General features: G+C 37.3%; 16 protein-coding genes. 4 read left to right on the plus strand and 12 right to left on the minus strand.

The genetic code is table 11. The annotated features are described in order from the left end of the window. Positions 1-12: 12 nt before the first annotated feature. Both ACS125_RS15960 and ACS125_RS15965 read right to left on the minus strand, forming a co-directional pair. Positions 13-996, minus strand: a complete 984-nt coding sequence (locus ACS125_RS15960) for an ion transporter (protein ID WP_443273272.1) — start codon at positions 994-996, stop codon at positions 13-15. Between the two features lie 119 nt (positions 997-1115). Further along, complete coding sequence (locus ACS125_RS15965; RefSeq protein ID WP_353156193.1) at positions 1116-1550, minus strand: hypothetical protein; 435 nt, start codon at positions 1548-1550, stop codon at positions 1116-1118. Positions 1551-2209: 659 nt separating this feature from the next. Here ACS125_RS15965 and ACS125_RS15970 point away from each other — a divergent pair. Beyond that, positions 2210-3667, plus strand: a complete 1458-nt coding sequence (locus ACS125_RS15970; RefSeq protein ID WP_443273275.1) for a DASS family sodium-coupled anion symporter — start codon at positions 2210-2212, stop codon at positions 3665-3667. A gap of 84 nt (positions 3668-3751) precedes the next feature. Here the strand turns inward: ACS125_RS15970 and ACS125_RS15975 are convergent, their stop codons facing one another. The 7 genes from ACS125_RS15975 to ACS125_RS16005 all read right to left on the minus strand — a co-directional run bounded on the left by ACS125_RS15975 (position 3752) and on the right by ACS125_RS16005 (position 17647). Further along, complete coding sequence (locus ACS125_RS15975) at positions 3752-3973, minus strand: hypothetical protein (RefSeq protein ID WP_443273278.1); 222 nt, start codon at positions 3971-3973, stop codon at positions 3752-3754. 35 nt (positions 3974-4008) lie between these two features. Next, on the minus strand, positions 4009-5385 hold the full coding sequence (locus ACS125_RS15980; RefSeq protein ID WP_443273280.1) for a hypothetical protein: 1377 nt from the start codon (positions 5383-5385) through the stop codon (positions 4009-4011). A gap of 61 nt (positions 5386-5446) precedes the next feature. Further along, positions 5447-8086 (minus strand): bifunctional aconitate hydratase 2/2-methylisocitrate dehydratase, encoded by a 2640-nt coding sequence (locus ACS125_RS15985; protein WP_004791533.1) that lies wholly within the window; start codon positions 8084-8086, stop codon positions 5447-5449. Between the two features lie 251 nt (positions 8087-8337). Further along, a complete protein-coding gene (locus ACS125_RS15990; RefSeq protein WP_004791531.1) occupies positions 8338-8700 on the minus strand; it encodes a hypothetical protein in 363 nt (120 codons plus the stop codon). A gap of 126 nt (positions 8701-8826) precedes the next feature. Then, entirely contained in the window at positions 8827-10062 is a 1236-nt protein-coding gene (locus ACS125_RS15995) for a lactonase family protein (protein WP_443273283.1), read from the minus strand. A gap of 320 nt (positions 10063-10382) precedes the next feature. Then, positions 10383-14888 carry a translocation/assembly module TamB domain-containing protein gene (locus ACS125_RS16000; protein ID WP_443273285.1) on the minus strand — a complete coding sequence of 1502 codons (4506 nt, stop codon included), beginning with the start codon at positions 14886-14888 and terminating at the stop codon, positions 10383-10385. 26 nt (positions 14889-14914) lie between these two features. Further along, on the minus strand, positions 14915-17647 hold the full coding sequence (locus tag ACS125_RS16005; protein ID WP_443273287.1) for an autotransporter assembly complex protein TamA: 2733 nt from the start codon (positions 17645-17647) through the stop codon (positions 14915-14917). A gap of 166 nt (positions 17648-17813) precedes the next feature. Between ACS125_RS16005 and ACS125_RS16010 the strand changes: the two genes are divergently transcribed. Further along, positions 17814-19136, plus strand: a complete 1323-nt coding sequence (locus ACS125_RS16010; RefSeq protein WP_443273289.1) for an MFS transporter — start codon at positions 17814-17816, stop codon at positions 19134-19136. Positions 19137-19139: 3 nt separating this feature from the next. Next, complete coding sequence (gene coq7 / locus ACS125_RS16015; protein WP_004791519.1) at positions 19140-19775, plus strand: 2-polyprenyl-3-methyl-6-methoxy-1,4-benzoquinone monooxygenase; 636 nt, start codon at positions 19140-19142, stop codon at positions 19773-19775. Positions 19776-19818: 43 nt separating this feature from the next. On the opposite strand, the gene ACS125_RS16020 is transcribed toward coq7, so the two are convergent. After that, entirely contained in the window at positions 19819-20367 is a 549-nt protein-coding gene (locus ACS125_RS16020; RefSeq protein WP_004791516.1) for a DUF2799 domain-containing protein, read from the minus strand. A gap of 404 nt (positions 20368-20771) precedes the next feature. On the opposite strand from ACS125_RS16020, the gene ACS125_RS16025 reads away from it, so the two are divergent. Then, entirely contained in the window at positions 20772-22196 is a 1425-nt protein-coding gene (locus tag ACS125_RS16025; RefSeq protein ID WP_443273292.1) for a glutamine synthetase family protein, read from the plus strand. A gap of 75 nt (positions 22197-22271) precedes the next feature. Here the strand turns inward: ACS125_RS16025 and ACS125_RS16030 are convergent, their stop codons facing one another. Then, positions 22272-22988, minus strand: a complete 717-nt coding sequence (locus tag ACS125_RS16030; RefSeq protein ID WP_004791511.1) for a response regulator — start codon at positions 22986-22988, stop codon at positions 22272-22274. An 11-nt stretch (positions 22989-22999) separates the two neighbouring features. Then, positions 23000-25654, minus strand: coding sequence for an ATP-binding protein (locus ACS125_RS16035; RefSeq protein ID WP_443273295.1), 2655 nt, complete (start codon positions 25652-25654; stop codon positions 23000-23002). Between the last annotated feature and the right edge of the window lie 29 nt (positions 25655-25683).

Raw genomic sequence — 25683 nt, forward strand, 5'->3', positions numbered from 1 at the left:
AACTTATTATTTCTAATCAGTTAGCTTTCCACCACAGTGTGGGCAATAACATTTTTTCTCTCTAACAGACTCTTCCTGTTCTAATACTTTTTCTCGCATAATTTGAACAATCAGGTTATGCGCCTGCTCTTTGGGTAGACCAACTTTTTGACGGATTCGTTCTATTTCAACTTCATCATGTAAAATATCAATACCTCGTACTTGAAGTAATTCACGAAATTCTTGCTCTAGCCTTTGATTACGCTGGTTAAGTTCATTTGCAAGCCCCGATGCCAAAATACCAGCTGGTAAAGCCGCAATACCAACACCCAAAATTGTAATGAGTGCCCCCAATAACTTTCCTAAACTTGTCACTGGTGTTACATCGCCATAACCCACTGTGGTTAAAGTCACTACAGCCCACCACATAGATTTAGGTATTGAACTAAAAGCTTCTGGCTGAGCCTTGTTTTCAACCACATAAATTCCAGAAGCGGTCATAATAATCATGATAATTAAAATAAAGATAACTGCTTGAAAAGAACCCTTTTCACGTTTAATCACACATAACAATATCTGTAGTGAGATAAAATACCGTGTTAATTTTAATAGGCGAAGTAAACGTAAGATTCTTAGCATACGAAGATCAATTCGTACAAAGAAATTGAGATAGGCAGGTAAAATTGCCATCAAATCAATAATTGCTTCCCCACTTTTCATCCAATTCAAGCGGGTTTTCCATGCGGATTGTGTCGTATCTCGATCTGCAATACTCCACAATCTTAATAAATATTCAATACTAAAAATTGCAATTGAAATAACTTCAAAATAGTCGAACCAAACACGATAGCTTGTGTACAAATCATTTACTGTTTCTAATAAAACGGCAGCGACATTACCAATAATTAAAACAACTAAAAAATAATTAATACATCTACTTAACGTAGTTTCATAGTCATGATTATGAAGATTATTATAGAAAAACTTACGCAATCCCTTCAACGCTGAATTTTGCATATTGATCTGACCACTTGATATTGAAGATATAGTAAGCTCTCACTGCTTATTCACCAATATAGTCTTTAATAAATTTTCCTTAACACGCTTCGGTAATTAAAATTTTATATTTTTCTACTTCAGCTCGCCGCTACACATCGGAATTCATTTTCTTTCCACCACATCACATCATAGATTCCCGGATGTGATTTTAAGATAATATTTATATAATTTTGCAGCACCATAATATGATGGGTAATATCAATTTTTCGAAATAAAAATTTTCTTAAAATAGGTGTATTGGGTGAAATAAAAATTGCGAATCCATTTCTATATTCTTCATAGACACTTATTCCAAGATACATCGTTATTTCAGGCAATGGAATTTCAATTTGCCATCCCCAATTTTCACTATATAGTTCTACATTTAAATGATATCTATTTCTCAATATACTAAAAATATATTGCGCAATGTCTTCAGTTTTTTGAACTAAAATCCCTCCTTCGTTAGAGTGCATTTTTTGTTCACATAGTTGATAATCATCAAATTTAAATTCAACTATTGTCTTTAGCATTCTCAAATTCCCTATATAAAATACCCATATTTTTTTTAATTATTTTTAAGTTCGTTTAATTATTTTAAAACAAAAAACCAGTTAATTACTACTATTATATTCAATTTTATATACATAAAATTTTAAAATGATATATTTAACATTTTTAAATAAACTCATGACTCATTTCACGCTTTCAATAAAATTAATAATTCAGAAAGACCAATTTTTATCCAATATTATATCTAAGTTATTTTATTTAATAATTTTTTACACCTTTTATACATTAATCTAAATATATAATTTATTTTTTGATCATTAACATTTTCTAAAAATTAGTATTAGAATATATTAATTCAATTAGAAGTCTTTATCGCTTTTTTTAAATTAACCATACTAAGTACTATTTATTAGACTGATATCTATACAGAGAATTTATCAATCTGGCATCCATTTCAGAGTTAAAATTTCAGAAAAACTTAACAAATTAGATTTAAATTAAGAAATATTTAACTTAAAAGAATAACTTTTTCATAGAAATGAAAGTTAGTACTTATTGCTTGTGATTTTTTGAATTCTTGAATCATTTAATCGATAATAGAACTTTAATACTTATGTCTTTAGCGATTTACTCATAAAGAGCTTTAATTTTTAATCATATGAAAACAAGGGGAAATTACATGGGATTTAAAGCCCTCCCTACACTTATTTCTTTATTTATTACATTGTTAATCTGGTTCGTAATTCCTGTACCAAATGGTGTTGATCCTGATGCATGGCATTTGTTAGCGATGTTTGTCGGTGTAATTGCCGCAATCATCGGTAAAGCGATGCCAATTGGTGCCATTGCCGTAATTGCAATAACTTTAGTCGCTATCACTGGGGTGACTAACACAAGCCCAAGCGGTGCAATTCAAGATGCTCTTAGTAGCTTTGCTAACCCACTCATCTGGTTGATTGGTATTTCCATTATGATCTCTAAAGGTTTGCAAAAAACCGGATTGGGTGCACGGTTAGGGTATTTATTTATCGCAGTTTGGGGCAAGAAAACCATTGGGATTGGCTATAGCATGGTACTTTCAGAACTCATTCTCGCCCCTGTAACGCCAAGTAATACGGCTCGTGGTGGCGGAATAATTCATCCGATTGTACTGGCAATTTCTACTAGTTATGATTCTGATCCTGCTAAAGGTACCGAAGGTCGGATGGGAAAATATCTGTCATTGGTTAACTACCAAGCCAACCCGATTACCTCTGCAATGTTTATTACGGCAACTGCCCCTAACCCATTAGTCGTTGATTTAGTGGCAAAGGCGACCAATAGTGAAATTTCTTTAAGTTGGAGTACTTGGGCACTGGCAATGTTACTGCCGGGTTTGATTGCATTAATTATTATGCCTTTGATTATGTATTTGATGTATCCACCCGAAGTCAAAGAAACGCCTAATGCAGCTCAGCTTGCTAAAAGTAAATTAAAAGAAATGGGCCCAGTCAGTAAAAATGAAATTATCATGCTTGGTGTATTCGGTATTTTATTGATGCTATGGGCTGGTATTCCTGCCATGATTTTTGGCTCCGCTTGGGCGGTTGACCCAACGACGACTGCTTTTATTGGTTTAGGATTATTGCTACTTACAGGTGTTTTAACTTGGGATGATATTCTGACGCAAAAGAACGCATGGGATACGATTACTTGGTTCGCAGCTTTAGTCATGATGGCAACTTATTTAAATAAGCTTGGTTTAATCACGTGGTTCTCGAGTGTGTTAGAAACCAGTATTGGTCATTTAGGTCTAAGCTGGATGCCTGCTTGTCTATTATTAATGCTCGCCTATTTGTATGCACATTATATGTTTGCTAGCACTACGGCACATATTACTGCCATGTTTGCAGCCTTTTATACGGCAGGACTTGCACTTGGTGCACCGCCAATGCTCTTTGCTTTAATGATGGCAGCAGCTTCTAGCATTATGATGACATTAACCCATTATGCGACTGGCACTTCCCCTGTAGTGTTCGGTTCGGGTTACACCACACTTGGTGAATGGTGGAAAGCTGGCTTTGTCATGAGCGTGGTTAATATCATTATTTTTGTGGTGATTGGCGGACTTTGGTGGAAAGTGTTGGGTTATTGGTAGAATTTTTTTAGTTTTAAAAAGCCCCCTTATAATGGGGCTTTTTCATATATTTATTTTAAGAAGTACAAAATTATATCTGCTGAATTAATCGGGTTTGATATCATAAACCCAATTTCGTGCTTGTTGGTCTGTTGTAGTTTCACAGACATAGTACTCTTGATCCCACGAATCCTGATGGAAGATTTCCTTTTTGTGATAGGTTACATGTTTGTCATTTTCAACACAAACAAAGCTGTCCCCTTGGTCTTTAACCGCTGAACCGTTAAGGAATCCACCAATACATAAGAAACGTGATTGTTTAGCCATTTAGTTACATCAACGTTTAAATCATTAACTGTGTTTTATAAAGCTTTAATTTCCGGTTTTCCATCTAAATATGACAAATAATATTTATTAGATGTAATTAACTTTAATAAAAACTTATTAAATAATTCTCTTAATACTAGTGTATTTTTCCAAGCTTGATTAACATCAGTTATAGCATTTCCGTGAGCAGCATCATTTCGCTGTTGCCAAGCTGTTTTTTCAATATTAGATAGAGACAATGAGATGTCATTACAAAAAAAATCCATCTTATCTTTTTGAGAATAAGTATTCAAATTCCCTATTTTATCTAAAAAAATTTTCTTTTGCTTAGACGTTAGCTCAAACTCATCTAATTGTTGTTGTAATCGCTCCCGCATTTTTTTAAAAATTGATTTATCTAAAATTTTACTATAACTAACTTCATGAATTTTCATATATGTAGCTTGTAGCTTTTCAATAAGTGCTCCATAGTGGACAGCAGCAGTAATTGAATTAGAATTTACTGCTACCCAATACGTAAAAAATATATTGCTAAGATCATATTCTTCATATTTAACATAGAGTTCTTGCATCAAATTTTCAAAAATATCAACTTCTATGATATTTAAAGCACTTAAACTAAGTGGTGTAGGTACTTGAACATTGATAGCCAATTGTCCTCTCTCATTATCATGAATATTTCTTAAATAGCTATAAGAAGGTGTCATATATTTATTTACAAGAGTATACCCATAAAAAACCAATGGACAACCGAAAATATAGGAGATTATTTTTCTAATTTTATCTCTTTTAAATAATTCTAAATTTTTTCTATATAAAATTAAGCCTCTATTTCCAATACCTAATTTTATTATATATACTTCATCATCTTCAATTTTAATTCTGATACCATTTTTAGTGAAACTGTTTTTATTAATTATTTTCTCTATAAGTTCAAGATTTTCGCCCAATAATTCATATCTTTTTTCATGAGTTTCATTGATTTCCATTGAATGTGGAAAAATATGATCAATCTTTAAGCCATCTAAAAACTCTATTAAATACTCAGCTTCTATCGAACAATCATTATCAGTAAACTCAAACTCATCCACTACATAAATATCAATATAGCTATTTTTTCCATGTATTTGATTTATTTTTCTACTTTCAGGAATAGCAAGCATTAATATCTTTTGTTCAAAATAATGATGTTTAAATTCAAGCTGAAATTCCTCCCTTGGAATTTCGCCTTCTCTATCATTAAAATTAAAATCTTTTACTGTTGCTTCACCTACAACCTTTAATAATAACCGAGATTCTTTATCTCGAAAAAAAGATATTTCACCGTGATTATTTCTCAAAAAACCCTTTTTAATACATTCATATTCCTTGAAGTTTAAATGATCAATATTTTCCCAAATGCTAACTGACATTATAAATCTCCAAAAAATAAGGGCTGATTACTCAGCCCTTATTTTTAGCAAAAACAATCGATTAGGTCAATTGAGCTGCTTGGATTTTCTTAGTATCAACTTGATCAGCTTCTTTAGTATATTCGCTCATCTTGTCGAAGTTTAAGTATTTGTAGATGTCAGCAGAAGCGCTGTCGATTTGCGACGCGTACTGTTGATATTCTTCTGGGCTTGGTAATTTACCAAGAACCGCAGCTACAGATGCAAGCTCAGCAGACGCTAAGTAAACGTTTGCACCTTGACCTAAACGGTTAGGGAAGTTACGAGTAGAAGTAGATACACATGTTGTGTTCGGCGCTACACGTGCTTGGTTACCCATACATAATGAACAGCCTGGCATCTCTGTACGCGCACCAGCACGACCATAGATATTATACAAGCCTTCTTCCATTAATTGGTGCTCGTCCATACGAGTTGGTGGAGCCAACCATAAACGAGTAGACAATGAACCACCAGGTACTTTATCAAGTAACTGACCAGCTGCACGGAAGTGACCAATGTTCGTCATACAAGAACCGATGAATACTTCATCAATTTTGTCGCCTTGAACGTCAGAAAGAAGTTTCGCGTCATCTGGATCGTTCGGGCAGCAAAGAATTGGTTCTTTGATGTCAGCAAGATCGATTTCGTAAACTTTTAAGTATTCTGCATCAGCATCCGCTTTTAACAAGCTTGGGTTGTCTAACCACTTCTGCATGTTTTCAGCACGGCGCGCCATAGTACGAGCATCGCCATAACCTTCTGCGATCATCCACTTCAACATGGTGATGTTAGAACGTAAGTATTCAGCAACTTTCTCTTCAGAAAGTGTGATTGAACAGCCAGCAGCAGAACGTTCAGCAGAAGCATCAGAAAGTTCGAACGCTTGCTCAACAGTCAAGTCATTTTCCATTTCTGATAAATCGATCTCAAGGATACGACCAGAGAAGATGTTTTTCTTACCTTTCTTCTCTACAGTTAAGTCACCCGCTTGAATTGCGTAGTAAGGAATTGCATGTACAAGGTCACGTAAAGTGATACCAGGTTGCATTTTACCTTTGAACTTAACAAGTACAGACTCTGGCATATCAAGTGGCATAACACCAGTTGCAGCTGCGAACGCAACAAGACCAGAACCCGCTGGGAATGAAATACCGATTGGGAAACGAGTATGTGAGTCACCACCAGTACCTACTGTATCTGGAAGTAACATACGGTTTAACCAAGAGTGGATAATACCGTCACCTGGACGTAAAGATACACCACCACGGTTCATGATGAAGTCAGGTAATGTATGGTGAGTTGTTACGTCAACTGGTTTTGGATACGCAGCAGTGTGACAGAAAGACTGCATCACTAAGTCAGCTGAGAAGCCCAAACACGCTAAGTCTTTTAACTCATCACGAGTCATTGGACCTGTTGTATCTTGAGAACCAACAGTTGTCATTTTAGGTTCACAATAAGTACCCGGACGGATACCTTGACCTTCAGCTAAACCACATGCACGACCAACCATTTTCTGAGCTTGCGTGAAGCCTTTGCCAGTGTCAGCAGGTTGTACAGGTGTACGGAACAATGTAGAAGGTGCAAGACCTAATTCTTCACGTGCTTTAGTTGTCAAACCACGACCAATGATCAAGTTAATACGACCACCAGCACGTACTTCGTCTAAAAGTACTGGAGTTTTAAGTTCTGCTTCTGAAATTTGTACGCCATCTTTAAAAGCAGTAACTTTTGCAGCAGCGTGGTCAATTTTCAATACAACTTCGTCGCCCATGTTCATGTTAGCAACGTCGATTTCTACAGGTAATGCACCTGCGTCTTCCATTGTATTAAAGAAAATTGGAGCGATTTTAGAACCTAAACACACACCACCATCTTTTTTGTTTGGAATGTGTGGAAGTTCGTCACCGAAGAACCAAAGTACAGAGTTAGTTGCAGATTTACGAGAAGAACCTGTACCAACAACGTCACCAACATAAGCAACTTGGTTGCCTTTCGCGATGAGTTCTTTGATTTGGCTTAATGGACCAACTTCACCTGGTTTTTCAGGGTTGATACCATCACGCTCATTTTTCAACATTGCATTTGCATGTAATGGGATATCTGGACGGCTCCAAGCATCTTGAGCTGGAGACAAGTCATCAGTATTTGTTTCACCAGTTACTTTGAACACAGTGATTTTGATTTCTTCTGGAACATCAGGACGGCTAGTGAACCATTCTGCTTCTGCCCAAGATTGTAAAACAGCTTTAGCCGCAGCGTTACCAGCTTTAGCTTTATCTGCTACGTCGTGGAATGCATCAAATACAAGAAGTGTTTTCTTTAATGCTTCAGCAGCTAGGTTTGCAAGTTCAGCATCGTCAAGAAGCTCAACAAGTGGTGCTACGTTGTAACCACCAAGCATTGTGCCAAGTAAGTAAACTGCACGTTCTTTAGAAACGAGTGGTGAAGTTGCTTCGCCTTTTGCAATCGCTGCCAAGAACGCTGCCTTTACGTAAGCTGCTTGGTCAACACCTGCAGGAACACGGTTTTCAAGCAAATCAACCAAGAACGCTTCTTCGCCTGCTGGTGGATTTTTTAATAGTTCAACAAGCTGAGCTGTTTGAGCATCATCAAGTGGCTTCGGTGGGACTCCGAGTGCGGCACGTTCTTCAACGTGTTGGCGGTAAGCTTCTAGCACGGTGTTCATTCCTCTTTTTTTGAAAAATTACTTGCAAATTCCAGCTTTCTTTAAAAGCTTCACAAGTAATATGGACTACAAAAGTTTACTAGAGTTCAAGGTAAAAGTTAATGAAAACGGGGTGTTTCTCCGTGATGCCCATTATTTTGTATCTAAATACCTATGTATAAATAACGAACAAATTAGCCAAATTTGGATTATTTTTGAGCAAAAACACCCCTTAAGAGAGGAAATTCAATAACCTTACATAATTAGAACGATTTATATTTTGGCATTTTGTCATGAGGCGTTATCAAACATTCATCCATCGCTTGCTTTCTAACTTTTTCTTGGAGTGCTTGAGAATCTTGAGTTAGTTCTTCTTTTGGAATTGCATAGACTTTGTCAATAATATTAAGAATGAACTTTTTGGTAATGTCATCTTCAATTTTATTTGCATGCTCAACGGCCTGAGTTTTTTCAATTGCTTGCTGACGATCAAAAACAATGCTTCTAGCCGCATTTCCTACGCTAGTACAAAAGCCATGCCATTGCTCTTCAGGTGTTAATGGCTTCTTTTCTGAACAACCAACAAAAAATAAACTCACTGCAATCAATAAAATCTTTTTCATCATTTCACTACACTAATTATTGCTTCCCATATCATACGGAAAATCATCATTTTTGCAAAAACAGTCAAAAAAACCGAGATGATTTCCCCTCGGTCTTTTTATATCAAGCATTAGAAATGCTAGTTTGAGTTAATTAAAAAATTTGATATCAGTCGGTGTTGATATTTTTGCAGCATCACCAACGGGTTTTAAGGTACCTTTATTGGCATCAAAGCGGAACAAGCTAATGTTATTACTATAAACATTGGTTACATACAGATATATACCCGATGCATCGAATGAGAAAGCACGTGGTTCAATTCCATTGGCTTTATAAACTACTGGTTTAGCTAGCAATCCATTCTGCTGAATTTTAAATACCAAAAGTTTATTATCTGCCCCTCTGTTAGCAGCAATCACATATTTACCATTTGGACTGAGGATAATTCCACTCGCGCTTTTAAATTCAGGTGTTTTGTCTTCGTGAATTAGTTTTAGCTCAGCCACTTTTTTCAAATGACCATCTTGCACATTAAATGTCACAATTTCGCTTCGCATTTCTGCGGTAACGTACGCATGTTTGCCATTTGGTGAAAAGACCATATGACGCGGGCCAGAACCATGCCTAAAAGTCACATCTCGGCTATTGTCTGCTTGAAGTGGTTGAGGTTTATTCGGGTTATAGTGAAAAGTATAGACTTTGTCATTTCCAAGATCGCTCGCATATAGATACTTACCATCTGGACTAAATGTGGTCGAATGTGCATGACCACTGTCCTGCCGACCTTTGACGTGACCAGAACCCTCGCTAAAAACAATATTTTGTACTTTTTCACCTAAATGGCCGTTTGGCAAAATTGGAAAAACAGCTACCCCACCACGACCTTTATCAAAAGCCGAATAGTTCGACACAAATAGGAATTTGCCATCTAAACTGATTGATGCGTGTGTTGGATGTCCACCATGGCTATCCACTGTGTTCAATACATTCACCTTTCCATTTTGAATGGATAATGCAGTCACCGCTCCTTCATTTTCTTCATTAGTGGTATAGGCAAAGCGGCCATCTTTCGATTTCACAATCCAAGAAGGACTTTTCATTTTCAAGACATTAACAGGAGTTAAGGTTCCATCGCTATTCACTTTAAGCTGATACAAACCATCACTGGCTTGCTTTGGTTTTTGCGCAAGTGGTGCGTTAGGGATCGATGTCCATGTTCCTACTAAAGCAATTTGTTGTTGTGCAGCATTTACGGTAGAGCCCCATCCAAATGACAAAAGCGTCATCGACAATGTTGCTGTTAGCTTTTGAATTAACCCACGATATTTAGTATTTGTATCGTTTTCCTTGTCATATTTAATTTCAACAGAAGTATCTATTTTCACTGCTATATCCTTGGAAAAAACCACCTTATTTGCACTTATCAACAAGGTATTATCAATTTAGTTTCATTTAATGATTCTGAAAACTAATTTATAAAATAGTAATTTTCAAGTGAGTTTTCTTTAATTAAAAGCCTCTGCAAGCTTTGGTTCTCTTTAAGAGAATTAAGACTCTATATTGATAAATATTCAATTTTTTTAAATCCTATAGAAATACTGAAAATAAAAGCCCACTAAGAAGTGAGCTTTTATTTCGTTATTACTTGAGATTAATCAAATCATTATAGGTACAAAGGTACTTTCTAATGTTTAATTTCCATCTACTAGAAACGCCAGTTATAGAAAAGATCGATCGCTCTTTCTAAAGACTGACTTGCTTCTAAGTATAAACGGCGATTCATTTGATAACGTAAAGTCAGTTTGTTCACTGGGGTGAATACTCCAACACCATAACGAATAAATAGATCAGGTGTGATATAGCCCGTTAAGCTCACCTGCGTATCTTCACCAGTACCTTGTGCATCTAGAGCTAAGCCACTCAGACCGAAAGTACGTCCAATCTGATTCGTTAAAGCACGTGTACCACCCAAGCCCATACTAATCCCTGCGGCAGCAATGGTGTTATTTACATCGGACTTAAATCCTTCTGCATTACTTAAACCACTTGAACCTTCATTAATACGACCTGTAACGAGCGCATTCAATGCTTCTTGCTCAGATAGTCCGGCATCATTGTAAACCTGAATGTTTGGCGATGTTGCAGTACCTGTAACACGTACCCCAACCATACTGCCCTGAACATTTTTGTTGGCATCGATATCTAAAGTAGGATTTGCCAATGGACCATTAAAACGCGCAATTGCTCGATTCAAATCTAGACTTTGTCCGTAGGCTTCGATTTTCACTTTTTGACTGACACCAATTGCCCCATTCGCTCGCATTGCAGTTTCGTAGCCACGTTGGCTTAAATTTAAACGACCAACTAATGGAATATTACTGTTGAAGCCTTGGAATATCACTTGATTTCCAATATTAACAGCAATATCAGCTCGAATATCCCAAGGTTTAGCAGCTCGTAAAATTGCAAGCGGATCTTGGCCTTGTCGAACTATGCGGACATCTGATGAGGTGTTAATGACTGGAGCAGTTGTTTCTGGCATTGAAATACGTGCACGAGGAACATCTACCGATCCTTTTAAGCTTAAACGCTTATCGAAAGGATACATATCAAGTGTAAGGTTTGGATTAGCAATTGCAGTAATTAACGGAGCCTGACGTACAAGTAAATTATCACCTTTGAGGTTTAATTGAAGACGCGGCGAATCTTTCCATTCAAAACTACCTTTTAAAAGTCCTACACCTTGACCACTGTTAAACGCGCCATCAATTGTTGCCATGTCCTGACGAATTGATGAGTAAACTTGAACATTCGTTAAATTAACTGGAAGTGAAATCATACTGATTGCACCATTTTTCAAACGCATTTCACCAGTAAATTGTGGCTGAGTTAATGTACCGTTGACTTTACCAGCCAAGGCTAAGGTCCCGCTCAGTTTACGGACATCTTGAATAAATGGTTTTAATACTTTTAATTGAACATCATTAAAAGCGACTTCACCATGCATTGGCATTGATGGCTGGAATGGATTGATAATGACGTTCGCATAACCCGTACCAATATCAGGTGTTTTCACATCAACACGGAATAACAATCCTTCAGATACACTTTTTGCAATAACACCCAGCTCATCATAAGCCAGAGTGGTTGCAGGGTCTTGTGGATCTTCAGCAGCTAAACCAATTTCACCTTTACGCGTAATTAAACGTGCATCAAGTTTTGGATTACCTCCATTTACCCACGCTGCCTTGGCATAACCATTTAGTTGCCCAGTCATCGCCAAGCCTTCTGGCATAAATGCCGCGAAGTCACTTAAATCCATGTTTTGAGTTACAAACGAAATATTACCGCGAGCCTTACTTACGCGTACTGGCTGATCAAAACAGAGCTGGCTATTCGCACTTTGCCAACAATGTTGACCTACATATAGCTCAGATCTTGCAGAAGAATAAATCACTGGAGCATTTTGATTTTGTGCCAGACGAATACGTCGTGAATCAAAACTTCCTTTTTGGATTTGACCTAACCAATCATTGTTCTGGTTAAACCCACCTGCCAACTGAACATAGAACTTTGAAATACTATTATTGCCAAGTACTTTCAATAAATGCGCTTTTCTCGTTCCTGTCAAATTCACTTCAGCAGACTGAATTTGTCTATTTCCACTACGCAAATTATCTAATTTTGCGGTTAATTGAGTTGGCGTTGTTTCCGATGTTGGAAGTTCACCCTGAATACTCAATCTCTTCACGCTTACTAAAGTATTAAAAGCAAAATCATCTACGGCGATATTTGCTGTTGCTTTTAATCGTGGCTGTGATTGTACATTCAGATCACCATAAGCTCGACCGCGTAATCCTGGGTATAACTCGTAAAGTGCTGGTGCATTGAGCTTAATTTTTAGATTTTGAGCATTACCTGTCGCCTGTAGCTGATTCTGCCCATAGACTAAAAATAAATTATTTGCTTCAAATTGCTGAGGTAAAAAGCCGTTTTGGTTAGAGTCCATCAATAAAGATAGATTACCCTTACCTCGAACAGGTTTATTATTTATAAAACCAGCAAGATTCAATTGTTGAATATTAATTCGTTTTAAATGATCTGACCAAACCCCTTGGGTTTTCAGATTACCTGAAAGTTCACCTTTTACAGCTGAGGTAAAATATTGAGGTTTAAAGCGCACTAATGAACTATTAATATCCCATGCAATGCGATCTTTCAAATTTACAGAACCTGTTGCATAGATTTTCCCAGCGACACCATCATGTTGTAACTGGTTAATTCGAATAAAATCTGGTGTACCCGCTATAGAAAACTTCAATAAACCATTTGCCTGTTTTAGGGCTTTTAAAGATCCATCATAATTAACTGCAAAACCTTTAAAGCCACCACCAGCTTTTACATCATGGAATAATAATGCTGCGGTACTTTTCCCACCTAGACTTACAGTCTCTTGACCAGCTTGAGCTAGTCGACCAGTTAAATCAATTTTCTCAAATTGAATGATTTGTTGATTTGGTTTAGCAAAACCATTCGCTTTAATCGAACCATTTAAAAGATTAACAGGTGCTGCCGCATGAATACTTTGTGGATTAAAATCTTTTGCATTTAATAATGCATTCCAGACCAACTGACGTTTTTCTGTCGGAAGAAATACTTTAGCCTGACCAGTTAAGCTACCTTTTTCAGCAGCAAAACTAAAATTGGGAACATTTAAAACGTTATCTTTAACATTCAGATTGGCTAGATATTGTCCTGCTGGCAATAAAGTTTTTTCATGCTGATATACTTTTGTCGCAACTTTAATATCTTGCTGGCCATCACGTAACGTTAAATCGACCTGACCATTATCACTACTTAACCACCCAATATAAGGCATTGCACGATCTATTTTCGTCCAAGCTACATTCATGAGCATTGGTTGAGGTTTATTATTTTTTTCAGGAGCCTGATTAAACTTAAGCTTCCAAGATTCATAACGGTCAAAATCAACGTTAGCAAATAATTCAGTACCTTTTTCTAAAGAACCGGTTGAGGCAACAGCGGCATCTAAACTTGGTGGTAAAAAGTCTTGTACAACCTGAGGAATGGCTTTGTCTTTAGGGTTAATATGGTCTAAACGGCCTTTAATATTCCAAGTAACATGATCTTTCCAGCTGACTAATCCTTTTAGGTTAACAGCACCTTTCATGACTTGGCCATTAAAATCAGTGATATTCAACTGATGAACCAAATCAGTATTCATTAAAGCGTTGTATTGACCTTCAGGTAAGTTCTCACCTTTTAAATCTGTATCAACGGCTAAATTAAGTTGTTTGATATCACCTTGAAACTTGATTGCACCATTTTTTGCAAATAATTTTTGTTCAACCAATAAAGGTAAGTGATAATTTTTTAGTAGTAACTCACCTTGCATTGGAACTTCATCACGAACAGGATGCAATACCACCCAACCCGTTAACAAATCGGGAGTTGTTGTTGCAACCCCAGCTTTTAAAGTATCTAAACTTCCGCGTGCAACGACTTTAATATTTTGAATATTTAAACTTTTTAAAGATGGGATTCTTAAATCTGCTGTAGCATCTAATGGATATTTACCACTGAAATCCATTTTTCCTGTGGCATTGTGGACTGAAAGATAGCCCATATCCATACTGGATTTTTCAAATTCCAGTTTAGTCTCTGACCAAAGTGCATCTTGCAAATGTACATCATGAAAATTTACATCTGAGGTTGCTAGCTTAATTTCTAAATGATCAACATCAGCTTCATCGACACGTAGAACAAATGGTAATTTAATTGGCTTAAATTCGAATGCCTTACCAGACGGCGGAGTTTTATTAATAATACGTAAATTACGCACATCTGCATGGCTTAAATGCACTTCTTTTTCTAATAATAAAGAGCGCCAACCTAAGCCTACGTCAGCTCTGTCTAATGAAACATCAACTTCCGTTAATTGCACCAAGACATTCTTAAGAATAATTCCGCGCAGTAAGTTTCCGCCTTCGTATTCATATTTAATTATTTTCTGAGCTTCTAAAACCCGATCTAATAAAAAACGACTTCCGCGATCTGTCGACATCATGATGACTAACGAAGACGCTAATAATAAAAATATGATCAATATCGTCAGCAGGAAACTACGCAAAATGCGCCGCTTCTTAGGTGAGCGAGGTGCCGAAGTTGGCTGCTGTTCTACATCCGCCATAAAATAAACCTAATAAAATTTTATTTTTAAAGTTGTGGGCCTATAAAGAAATGTAAACGAATCGGATGGTTTTCATCTGAAATACCCGATGCGACATCTAAACGGATTGGTCCGATTGGAGACTTCCAGCGAATTCCAACTCCAACGCTATAAGCTGCTGGATTATTAAAGTCTTTATCATAGGCATTACCAAAGTCTGAGAAAACAGCAGCACGCCAACCATCCTTAAACTGATAGTTATATTCTAAAGAACCTACAGCCAAAGCTTGTCCCCCAATTTTATATCCATCTACTTCTGGGGAAAGACTCTTATAGTCAAAACCACGAATTGTCTGGTCACCACCAGTAAAGAATCGAAGATTGTACGGAACTTTGTCAAAATCGTCGGTAAAAATGTAGCTAAGGTCAGATCTTCCAACGAATTGATGATCATCATTTTCACCAAGAGAATAAATAAATCTCCAACCTGCACTTGCAATAGCCATATTGGCATCAGACAGTAAGCTCTCGCTACCTAATTCTAGTTTATAGGTTTGTTTAAAAGCTTTCGTTGGGTTTAACCGTGTGTTACTCGAAGTTTTAGAGGTTTCATAACTAAATAATAATGCTTCTTGCTCAGATGCAGCTGTTTTAAACGCATCCGGTAACTCAGAAATATCAACATCCCCTTGTTGAGTTAAACGATCTAAGCGATAGCGCACACCAATAGTATGTTGCCAGTTCCCTAGTGGACGTTTGATTACCCGTTCACCACCTACAACAGCAGATTCGGTTAACAGACTTACATCTGGACCAATATCATCACGAGTTTCACGCTCATATCCACCCACGATGTTAAAATAGTCATTTAACGGATGCTTATAGGGAATACTATATCGGCCATCAATAGATTGACGAATTTGTGAGACTTCTAAGTTGGCATCAAAAGAATGACCGTATTTATTGACAATAGAGCGGCGATACTGACTACGTAAACGTGCACCGGTATCGGTCCCATAACCAATACCCGTTTCTAAACTATTTAGCTTATCTGCATTTAAAGTCACAATGACTGGAATTCTTTTCGTTTCACGGGCTTGAGCTTGTAAACGATCTTGTTCAGCTTCTTTGTCATCCTGCTGACTTGGAGCACTTTGCAACATTGCTGTTTGAGGTTCTCCCTCTTTTACTTTTTGTGTTCCAGCAAACTGTTTTTCATCTACTACATTTTGTGTAACTTCTTTATTAGATGTGGCTAATTGACGTGCTTTAGCAAGTTGTCTTTCTTCAGGTGAAAGTAAATTAGATTCATCCACATCGATATTTTGCTCATCGACTAAAGCTTGCAAATCTGGTGGTAGTTCAAGTGGCTTTTCAATTGGATCGGGTTTGATGCTATCAACTAAGGTGTAGTTAAAATAACGAGAGTTGGTTAGGTTATTTGCTAAAGTATTTACACGCCAAAATGCATAGTCATCACCCTCTTTCCAAGGGGCCATACTTTCTAAAATATTTTGGTTCAAAGGTAAGGGTTTCGATGGATCGCTCATGCGAAACTCAACCTTATCTAATTTATAGCGCTCACCTGTTTCGTAGCGCAAATTGATATCAGCCTTGTTTTCTGGCTGACTCACTTTCACATCGTGCAGTCGCCAATAAGCATCAAAATAACCGTTATCAGTGGCTGCGTTAACAATTCTGGTTTTAGTGGTTTCATATAAACCATGGTTAAAGATATCCCCAACATCCTGATCAGGAATTAAGCGAATAACCTGAAACTGAGGGCGTTTTTCACCAGCACCAGTAAATTCGATATTTTGCTCATTAATTCGTACTGGTTCATTGGGGGTAACCTTAACGCGAACCCGGCTCGGACTTAATTTTTCAAATTTAAACTCAGCATTATAATAACCCACTGCTTGAGCAGCCTGATTACTTAATGTTCTGAGCTGAGGTAAAGCCGCATTAAAATCTTCGAATGATTCTTGGGTGAAGGTTGATAATTTCCCTTTAATATTTTTAGCCAGTGCATCTGAAGCACCGTCCACATCTGCACTAATACGCGGCACTTGTTCCATCGGAATTGCACGTGGTGGGCGGACTTTATTTAAAATACGTTTAAAGAAACCAGCTTGCTCAGGTGGCTGCTCAGCCTCCGGAGTTAACTCAGGTAAAGTTTTTCCCGTTTCATTTGCTTCGACTACAATCTGACTATCAGATTTAATCTCTTGCATAAGCTGATCAATATTTACAGGCGCTTGATTAATCTGATTTAACTCAGACTGAGTTGCATCACTGACTGTAACTTCGGGTAGCTTCTGAGTACCATTTTGGAAGTTTTGCGCCTCACTTTTAGCTTCTTCAGCGACTTTATAAATCTCGTTTGCCATGTTTTGATCAACAGGCATTTCCGGTAAATCATCAAGATTATCAAGCGTAATTGGCTTAAATTCGTCAATTTGATTTGGAAATTGTTCTTGTTGTTGCAATATAGCCAAGCTATCTTGTTGTTGCTGCGCTTGAGTCACAAGTGTAGCAATATCTGTTATAGGAGCAGTTGTTTGCTGATTCATTGGAACTAATTGTTCAGTCGACGCATCAGGCACCGTTTGATTTAAAGTTGAAGTGTTACTCTCAACTGCGGTTTGAGCAAAACTTGGCGTTACACAAACACTTAACAACAAGCTGCTACAAATAAGTTTAGGAATCCCCTGCATTTTTAAAATTAAATGCATAGAATGAGAGAGAGTTGACTGTTTAAACTTAATTTTAGAAGGCATAGAAAACTCTAGACTTATTTTTTAATAAAACGCACCAAGGTAAGTGTAAAACTCACTCAAAACCATTGATTTTTCATTTAATCAAGCGTTAAAAATATCATACATGGTTTTCGATGCAAATTAACACTCGGTCACATTTTTTTATAAAACACAATGAAGTTTGCACATGATGAAACAAGATGAGCACCTGATGACCTCACGTCGGTTTGTACCGATGTTTTTTACCCAGTTTTTTGGCGCATTAAATGATAACGTTTTTAAGCAAGCTTTATTATTGGTGATTACTTATGGATGGATTCAGCAACAATCTGCTCCTGTAAGCACACTTAATAATTTGGCAGCCCTCTTATTTATTTTGCCGTATTTCTTTTTTTCGGCAACTGCTGGGCAAATTGCAGATAAATATGAGCGTTCTCAACTCGTCCGTGGCATTAAAATTTTAGAAATCATCATTATGCTCATCGGTACTGCTGGTTTCATGTTGGGTCACTTATGGCTACTTCTTTTCGCTTTATTTTTAATGGGTACACATTCGACATTCTTCGGTCCCATTAAATACGCAATTTTGCCTGAAATTTTAAAACCACAAGAATTAATGTCTGGTAATGCTCTGTTTCAGTCGGGCACATCAATGGCAATTTTATTCGGGATGATTTTAGGTGGTGCTGTAATTGCATCATCACATGGGAACTTATTGTGGATTAGTCTTACTGTTGTAATTATTGCTTGCATTGGCTATTTATGTAGTCGCTTCATCTTGCCACAGAAAGTTGCCGCGCCTGACTTAGATATTGATTGGAATTTCATTCGTACCAGTTTCCAAACGATCAAATATGCCAAAAGCTTACCGTTAGTATTTACTATTTTGCTAGGCAACTCATGGTACTGGTTTTATGGAGCGACTTATTTAACGCAAATTCCACAGCTGACCCAACAAAATCTGCATGCATCAGAAAATGTCGTTAGCCTCTTACTGACTTTCTTCTCAGTAGGAATTGGTATTGGTTCACTGCTTTGCCGAAAGATTGGCGGTTCGGAAATTAATATTAAAATGGTACCGATCGGTGCAATTGGTCTTACTGTTTTTGCGCTTTACCTTGCCGCCAGTTTAGCTTTTGTACCTGAACGAACTGGCGCATTACTCACATTAAAAGATATTTTTACCCAAGGTTGGGTTTACTATCACGTCATGTTAGCGGTGACTTTACTGGGAATTAGCGGTGGTTTTTATATTGTTCCTTTATATGCCATGATGCAGGCTTATTCACCACGTTCACATCGCGCTCGTGTTGTAGCAGCAAACAACATTTTAAATGCCGTTTTTATGGTTTCATCTGCAATTTTTTCAATCTTAATCTTAAGTGTTTTAAAAATTGATATTAAAATACTATTTATTATTACAGCTGTACTTAGTGCAATCTTTAGTATTTGGCTTCTAGCACGTCTAAAACCAATGCTTGCCACAGCACATCTTTCTTTGGAGGACTAATTTATGCGCCACTATACTGGAATTGATCAACTTATTAACTCCTTTGATCAGGCATTACGTAGTCTTGTTCCGGGTGCAACCGCAGCACAGCGCCAAAATCCGGCCGAATCGGTTGAAGCAAAACTAGGAGTAGAAGATGCTCGCCATGTCGCAGGTTTAATGCGTGTTAACCATAGTGGTGAAGTGTGTGCACAAGCCCTTTATCACGGACAAGCATTAACGGCGAAATTGCCAAATGTACGCAAAGAAATGCAACAAGCAGCAATTGAAGAACAAGATCATTTAGCGTGGTGTGAAGTTCGTTTAAAAGAGCTAAATAGTCATACTAGTTTATTAAACCCAATTTGGTATGGGCTTTCGTATGGCATGGGCGCACTTGCGGGTATTGCTGGTGACAAATATAGCTTAGGTTTTGTGGCCGAAACTGAACGTCAAGTCAGCCTTCATTTACAAGATCATTTAAACCAGTTACCTGCTCAAGATGATCGTTCTCGTAAAATTTTAGAGCAAATGAATGAAGATGAGTTACATCATCGCCATACAGCGCTTGAGGCAGGTGGTGTTGAATTACCATATGCAGTAAAAATTACGATGACTGCTATTTCAAAGCTAATGACAAAAACTAGTTATTATCTTTAAAAAACAAAGGATTGATCTAATTCGGATCAATCCTTTTTAAATATTATTTTAAGCCGTGATCATATTTGAAACGTTCAATATCTCGAATTGAGTTCCAATAGTTTCGATTAATACGGTCACGATCATTTTGTAATTCTCTTAAAAGCTTACGATAACGTTCACGCTCTTCGGGCTTTAATTTTTCGTTATAAGCACTGTCAGAATATTGCTTAAACTTTTCGTCATAACGGTCATATTCATTTTTTGCATTATAGTAGTCGGAAGCTGCCTGATAATACGGTCTTAAACGATTACGCTGCTCAACTGGGCACACATTGATATTACCACTACCCTCTAAAGCGCTATAAAAAATATTTGTTGGCTGGCAATAATACCCTAGCCCTTCTTTATACCCGCGTTCATATGACTTTTGATCTGGAACAATATTGGCTTTTCCACATGCTTTGTAATATTGATCTAAACGTGGTGACGAACCTTTTGAACCATCTTTCTCACCCACTAATGACCAATTCGCAGTCTTACATTCTTCTACGCTCATTGCAGCACAACCTGAAAGGCTGATTGCTAGAATGGCTAAACCGATATTTTTCATATTAAGAGAACTCAAAAATAAATTAAAAAAACGCAAAAATAAAATTCCAGTAAACACCCTAAAAGGTCCTGCTCTATTCAAGACTTCAAAAATAAGTGATTCACTGGATAAGTCTTAAGTTTAAATCAGTTTGACTATCTCACCAAATTGAAAGGTCATAATTCTTAATATTGTTTAATTAAAAAAAGCAAATTCGCAGAAATTTACTCGCTCTTAAACGACCTTTATACACTAATTTTACTTAAAATAATTACCTTAAAAATTAATTGCAAGATTTTGATTATTAAAACAAAAAACCAAAACCATTCATGAATTACGGTTTAATCATTTTACTCTTTTTTTACGCGATTAAATTCAAACGCTACGGTAGGATTTTAGTTAAATAACCACCAAGGTTTTTTATAATGAGTACGCATATTTACCCAAGTTTAAACTTACAAAATCCTTACTTTAAGGCATTTAAAATATCAGATGATTTTATTCCTCCAACACAAACTCACATTTTCAACTCCGAGCTTTTTTTAAAAGAGATTGATGAATATTTAAACTTATATCCTCATACCCAGCACATTGATATTTGTCTGCACGACTTGAACGGACATATTCGTGGCAAACGGATTGATGTTAAAAGTTTAAAGAATCTCTCCAACGGATGTTATTTTCCACTTTCTGTGTACGCTATGAGCCTAGATGGAAAAGTGATTGAAGAGACAGGCTTAGGAAAATATATTGGTGAACCAGACAGGCTTTGCCTACCCATTTTAGGCAGCTTACAACCAAGTGCATTATCTCCTGAATTGAATGCTCAGCTTTACCTATCCATGCAAGAAGAAGATGGTTCAGATTGTCACTATGAACCACGCAACATATTAAAAAAACTATTAAATCAATTACATGCTACCAATTATTTTCCTGTCATGGCTGCCGAACTAGAGTTTTATCTTTTCTCACCTCAGCATCAGTCTGAAACCTGCATAGAAAACCAATGTTTCGATATAGATGCGCCAAATAACTATCAGCAAGTCCTAGATGAAGTTGAGAAAGCAGCCCTACTTCAATCTATTGAAATTACCGCTATTGTTGCGGAGTCATCACCTGGACAATACGAGTTAAACCTCCAACATAGCCATGATATTTTAAAGCTCTGCGATCAAATTAATGCTTTAAAAAGAATTGTAAAGCAAGTCGCAAGAAAGCATGACTTAACTGCTTGTTTCATGGCAAAGCCCAACTTAGCAAAAGCTGGTAGTGGCATGCATTTTCATATGAGCATGCTTAATCAATACCATGAAAATATATTTAGCTCAGAAGAAGAAAAAGATGAGCTTTCCGTCAAATTACTAAACTCACTTAGCGGACTCATTGAGTTAATGCCTGCATCTATGGCGATTTTAGCGCCTAATATTAATTCTTATAGACGTTTTAAAATTGGTCATCATGTGCCATTAGAAGCCAACTGGGATACCAATAATCGTAATGTCGCAATTCGCATTCCATGCTCAGATTTAAAAAATCAACGTTTAGAGTATCGGGTTGCTGGAGCTGACTGTAACCCCTATCTGGTTGCAGCGACTATTTTAGCTGGCGTGTCTTATGGCTTATCTCATAAGTTACCGCTACCAAAACCTGCACATCTTTTAAAATTTCCAGACGAGCACATTTTATTAACCAACAACCAACCAGAAGCGTTAAAAATATTTAAAGGAAGTCTTATTTTAAAAGGATATTTAGGGGCCGACTTTGTAGAGCATTGGTACACAGTTAAGTTGGCTGAATATCAAAATATTTACAGCCAAATGACTGAAGCAGAACAACATTGGGATATTTAAATAAAAAAAGCTAAAAGATAAAAACCACTTTGCAATCCCTTAGGGAGAAATACCCTAAGGTTTTTTTATATCTCATTAATGATTTTTCTGTTGAGCTAAAAAACGTAATCCAACACCAGGTTCAGTAGCAATATAGCGTGGTTGAATCGCGTTATCCCCCAACTTACTACGTAACTTCCCCACTAAAATACGTAAATAGTGAGTATCTTCCTGATGGGTTGGCCCCCAAAGTTCTTTTAAAAGTTGTGGCTGTGTTAAAAGCTGACCTTGGTAGCGCATTAATAACGTCAAAAGTTGAAATTCTTTTCGAGTTAAAGTAATTGGCTGTTGCTCGACCCACACTAAACGTTGTGTGACATCGACTTTAAGATAGCCATCGTCATACACATGTGCTTCTTGTTGGATTGGTTGATTTCTTAAGATGACGCGAATGCGCGCCAAAAGCTCTTGCACACTAAAAGGCTTGGTCATGTAGTCATTTGCACCAGCATCTAGCAAAGCAACTTTTTCGTATTCATCAGCGCGTACAGATAACACAATAACGGGAACATTCGACCAACTACGTAATTCTTGAAGGACTTCTTTACCATCTAAATCGGGTAAGCCTAGGTCAAGAATAACTAAGTCGGCACCTTGGGTCGCCAAAGTTTCTAAGCCTTTGTAACCCGTTTCGCAGAGCGTGGTTTTGTATTTTTGTGTTCTTAAGGCGATGTCTAAAAATTTACGGATTTGAGGCTCATCATCAATAATCACAATACGTGTTTCTACAGGTGATGTTTCTGAAGTTATCATGACTTTACAACTTATTCTTTTACTGGATGAATGGGTAATCTGATTTGAATTAAAGTACCTTTATTTTGGCGCCCTGAAAATGCTTCTATTGTACCCATATGAGCACCAATAATCGCTTTTACGATTGTTAAGCCTAAACCTGTACCAAACTTTCCACGGTCTCCGCGCTCCATGGTGTAAAACATATCAAAAATGCGGTTTCTTTCGTCTTCAGGAATTCCTACACCTCTATCTTCAATTTCTATTTTTACTTCATTCTCTGATGAAAGATGAGCACGAATCATGACTGGTTCATCTGGAGGTGAAAAGTTTGCGGCATTTTCTAAAACATTAAAAATTGCTTGCTCTACCAGTGCTGGGTGTACATATAAACTAATCGCTTGTTCAGGTAATTCAACCGACACTTGAGTATCTGGTTTATAGCGCTTTAAACGGCGAGTTGCAGAACCAATTAATTCATCCACACCAATCCAGTCTCTTTTTAAAGATAGACCTTCATGCCCTAAACGTGTCATATCAAGTAGGTTTTGAATATAACGGTCTAAGCGTTCGCCCTCTAAATGAATGGTTTCGAGTAAATCCTGTTGGTCTTGTTCTGACATATCAGCTTTAAAATGGGCAAGTGTGTCTGCTGCGCCAATAATAGAAGCAAGCGGTGAACGTAAATCATGCGATACCGAAGATAATAAAGCAGAACGTAATCGCTCTGTTTCACTGGTGACTTTTGCTTGTTCTAGCTCATTGACCAATTGGGTTCGAAGTGCTGCCTGTGCAATATACTCAATTACACTTTCCGTCAGTTTCTTTTGCTCAAAATTTAGAGAAGCCACATCATCCTTAAAATAAATTCCCACAATACCTAGGCTATTTTTTTGTTCTAAAAGAGGTAAAAACCACCAGTTTGACTGACTCAGAGTATCGGTAAAACGCCCACATGGCTGCTTGTGTTTCAAACACCATTCTGCGGCTACTTTTTCTTTATCATTTAGCTCAATATCAGATGAAATTACCTTATCTCGAATAGAAATCCACACTTTAGTTTGAAGTTGGGTTTCTAAAGTCATACGTCCTGTTTGCATGACTTCTTCAAGGTTTACTGCACTAGAAAGCTTACGTGCCAAGTCTTGCATTACCGTAGTGTAGGCATTCGCAGCTTTTAAGGATAAAACTTGCTGGCGTAACTGAGAAGCCAAACGCCCGGCAATTAAAGCTGCTGCAAAAAAAGCCACAACGGTGACTACCCCTTGGTGTGCTGAAATCTGAAAGGTATAACGTGGTGCAATAAAGAAAAAATTATAGGCCAAGAAACATATTAAGGCTGCCACTACGGCAGCTAACATTCGAGTCTTAGTTGCAACAATTAAAACAGAAATAATAAAAATGACAGAGAAGTCTTCAATACCAAATAGAACTTCGGCGAAGTGAGCTAGAAAAATGCTACCGCACGTCACAGCTAAAACAAAAATACTTTCTTTTAATGATAAAAATGAAGGTTTTTCGAGCTGATTAATCTTTTTAGTACCCTGTTCTGGGTGCAAAATGGTTAAAGCAATCGAGTTTTCTTGATTTAATAATTGCTGAGCTAAATTTTTCTTAAATAACTTTAACCACCATGGTGAAATACTTTTACCAATGACTAGATTCGAAATTCCTCGGTCAACGGCGGCATCCATTAACACTGACGCAACTCGATGCCCATATAAAACCTCGGTTCGACCACCGAGTTGTCGAGCCAACTCAAAGGCGCGGTCAATCTCAATGTATTCTTTTTTATAAGAACTAACTGAACTCTGTCCAAAGTCCAGACTTTTAGCAACATTCACTACAGTCCATGTAGCACCATTACGTTCTGCTAAACGACAGCCTGCTCGCACTAAATATTCAGAAGAGCCTTGCCCATCTATCGCAATCATCAATTCATTTTGTAAAGATATAGATTTCAAACCCTTTGAGGCATAACTCTCTTTTAAGTCTGAATCGACATGCTCAGCAACGCATTGCATTGCGAGTTCACGTAATGCTGTTAAATTTGAAATGCTAAAAAAGCCTTGTAATGCCAGATTTGCTTGCTCTGGCACATAGACTTTTCCTTGATGGAGCCTTTCAATGAGTTCACTGACGGGTAAATCAATTAAGCGAATGTCTCGAATACGATCAAATACCCGATCTGGTACCGTTTCATTTACTCGAACGCCCGTAATCTGGTACACCACATCATTTAAACTTTCTAAATGCTGAATATTAATAGTCGTAAATACATCTATACCTGCGTCTAGCAATTCATTGACATCTTGCCACCGTCGCTCATGACGACTATTTGGGACGTTACGATGAGCCAACTCATCAACCAACACAATTTCTGGATGCCGAAGCAAAATAGCATCGAGGTCCATTTCTTCTAAAGTATGCCCCTGATATTGCATTTCCTTTCTAGCAATCTGAGGCAACCCTTCCAAAATTTTTAGAGTTTCTGTTCTGCCATGGGTTTCAACAATGCCAACAACAACGTCTGTACCTTGTTGAAATAACTCTTTGGCGCGGGCGAGCATGGCATAGGTTTTTCCCACACCAGGTGCCGCACCGAGAAAGACCGTTAGTCGCCCGGCTTGATATCTGTTGACATGATTTAATAAGGCCTCAGCCTGATTTTCGCGATTGCTTTGCACTTGATATCATCCGGTAAACTAACAACTTT

This window comes from Acinetobacter sp. PFS20, assembly GCF_052261015.1.
Classification (GTDB): Bacteria; Pseudomonadota; Gammaproteobacteria; order Pseudomonadales; family Moraxellaceae; genus Acinetobacter.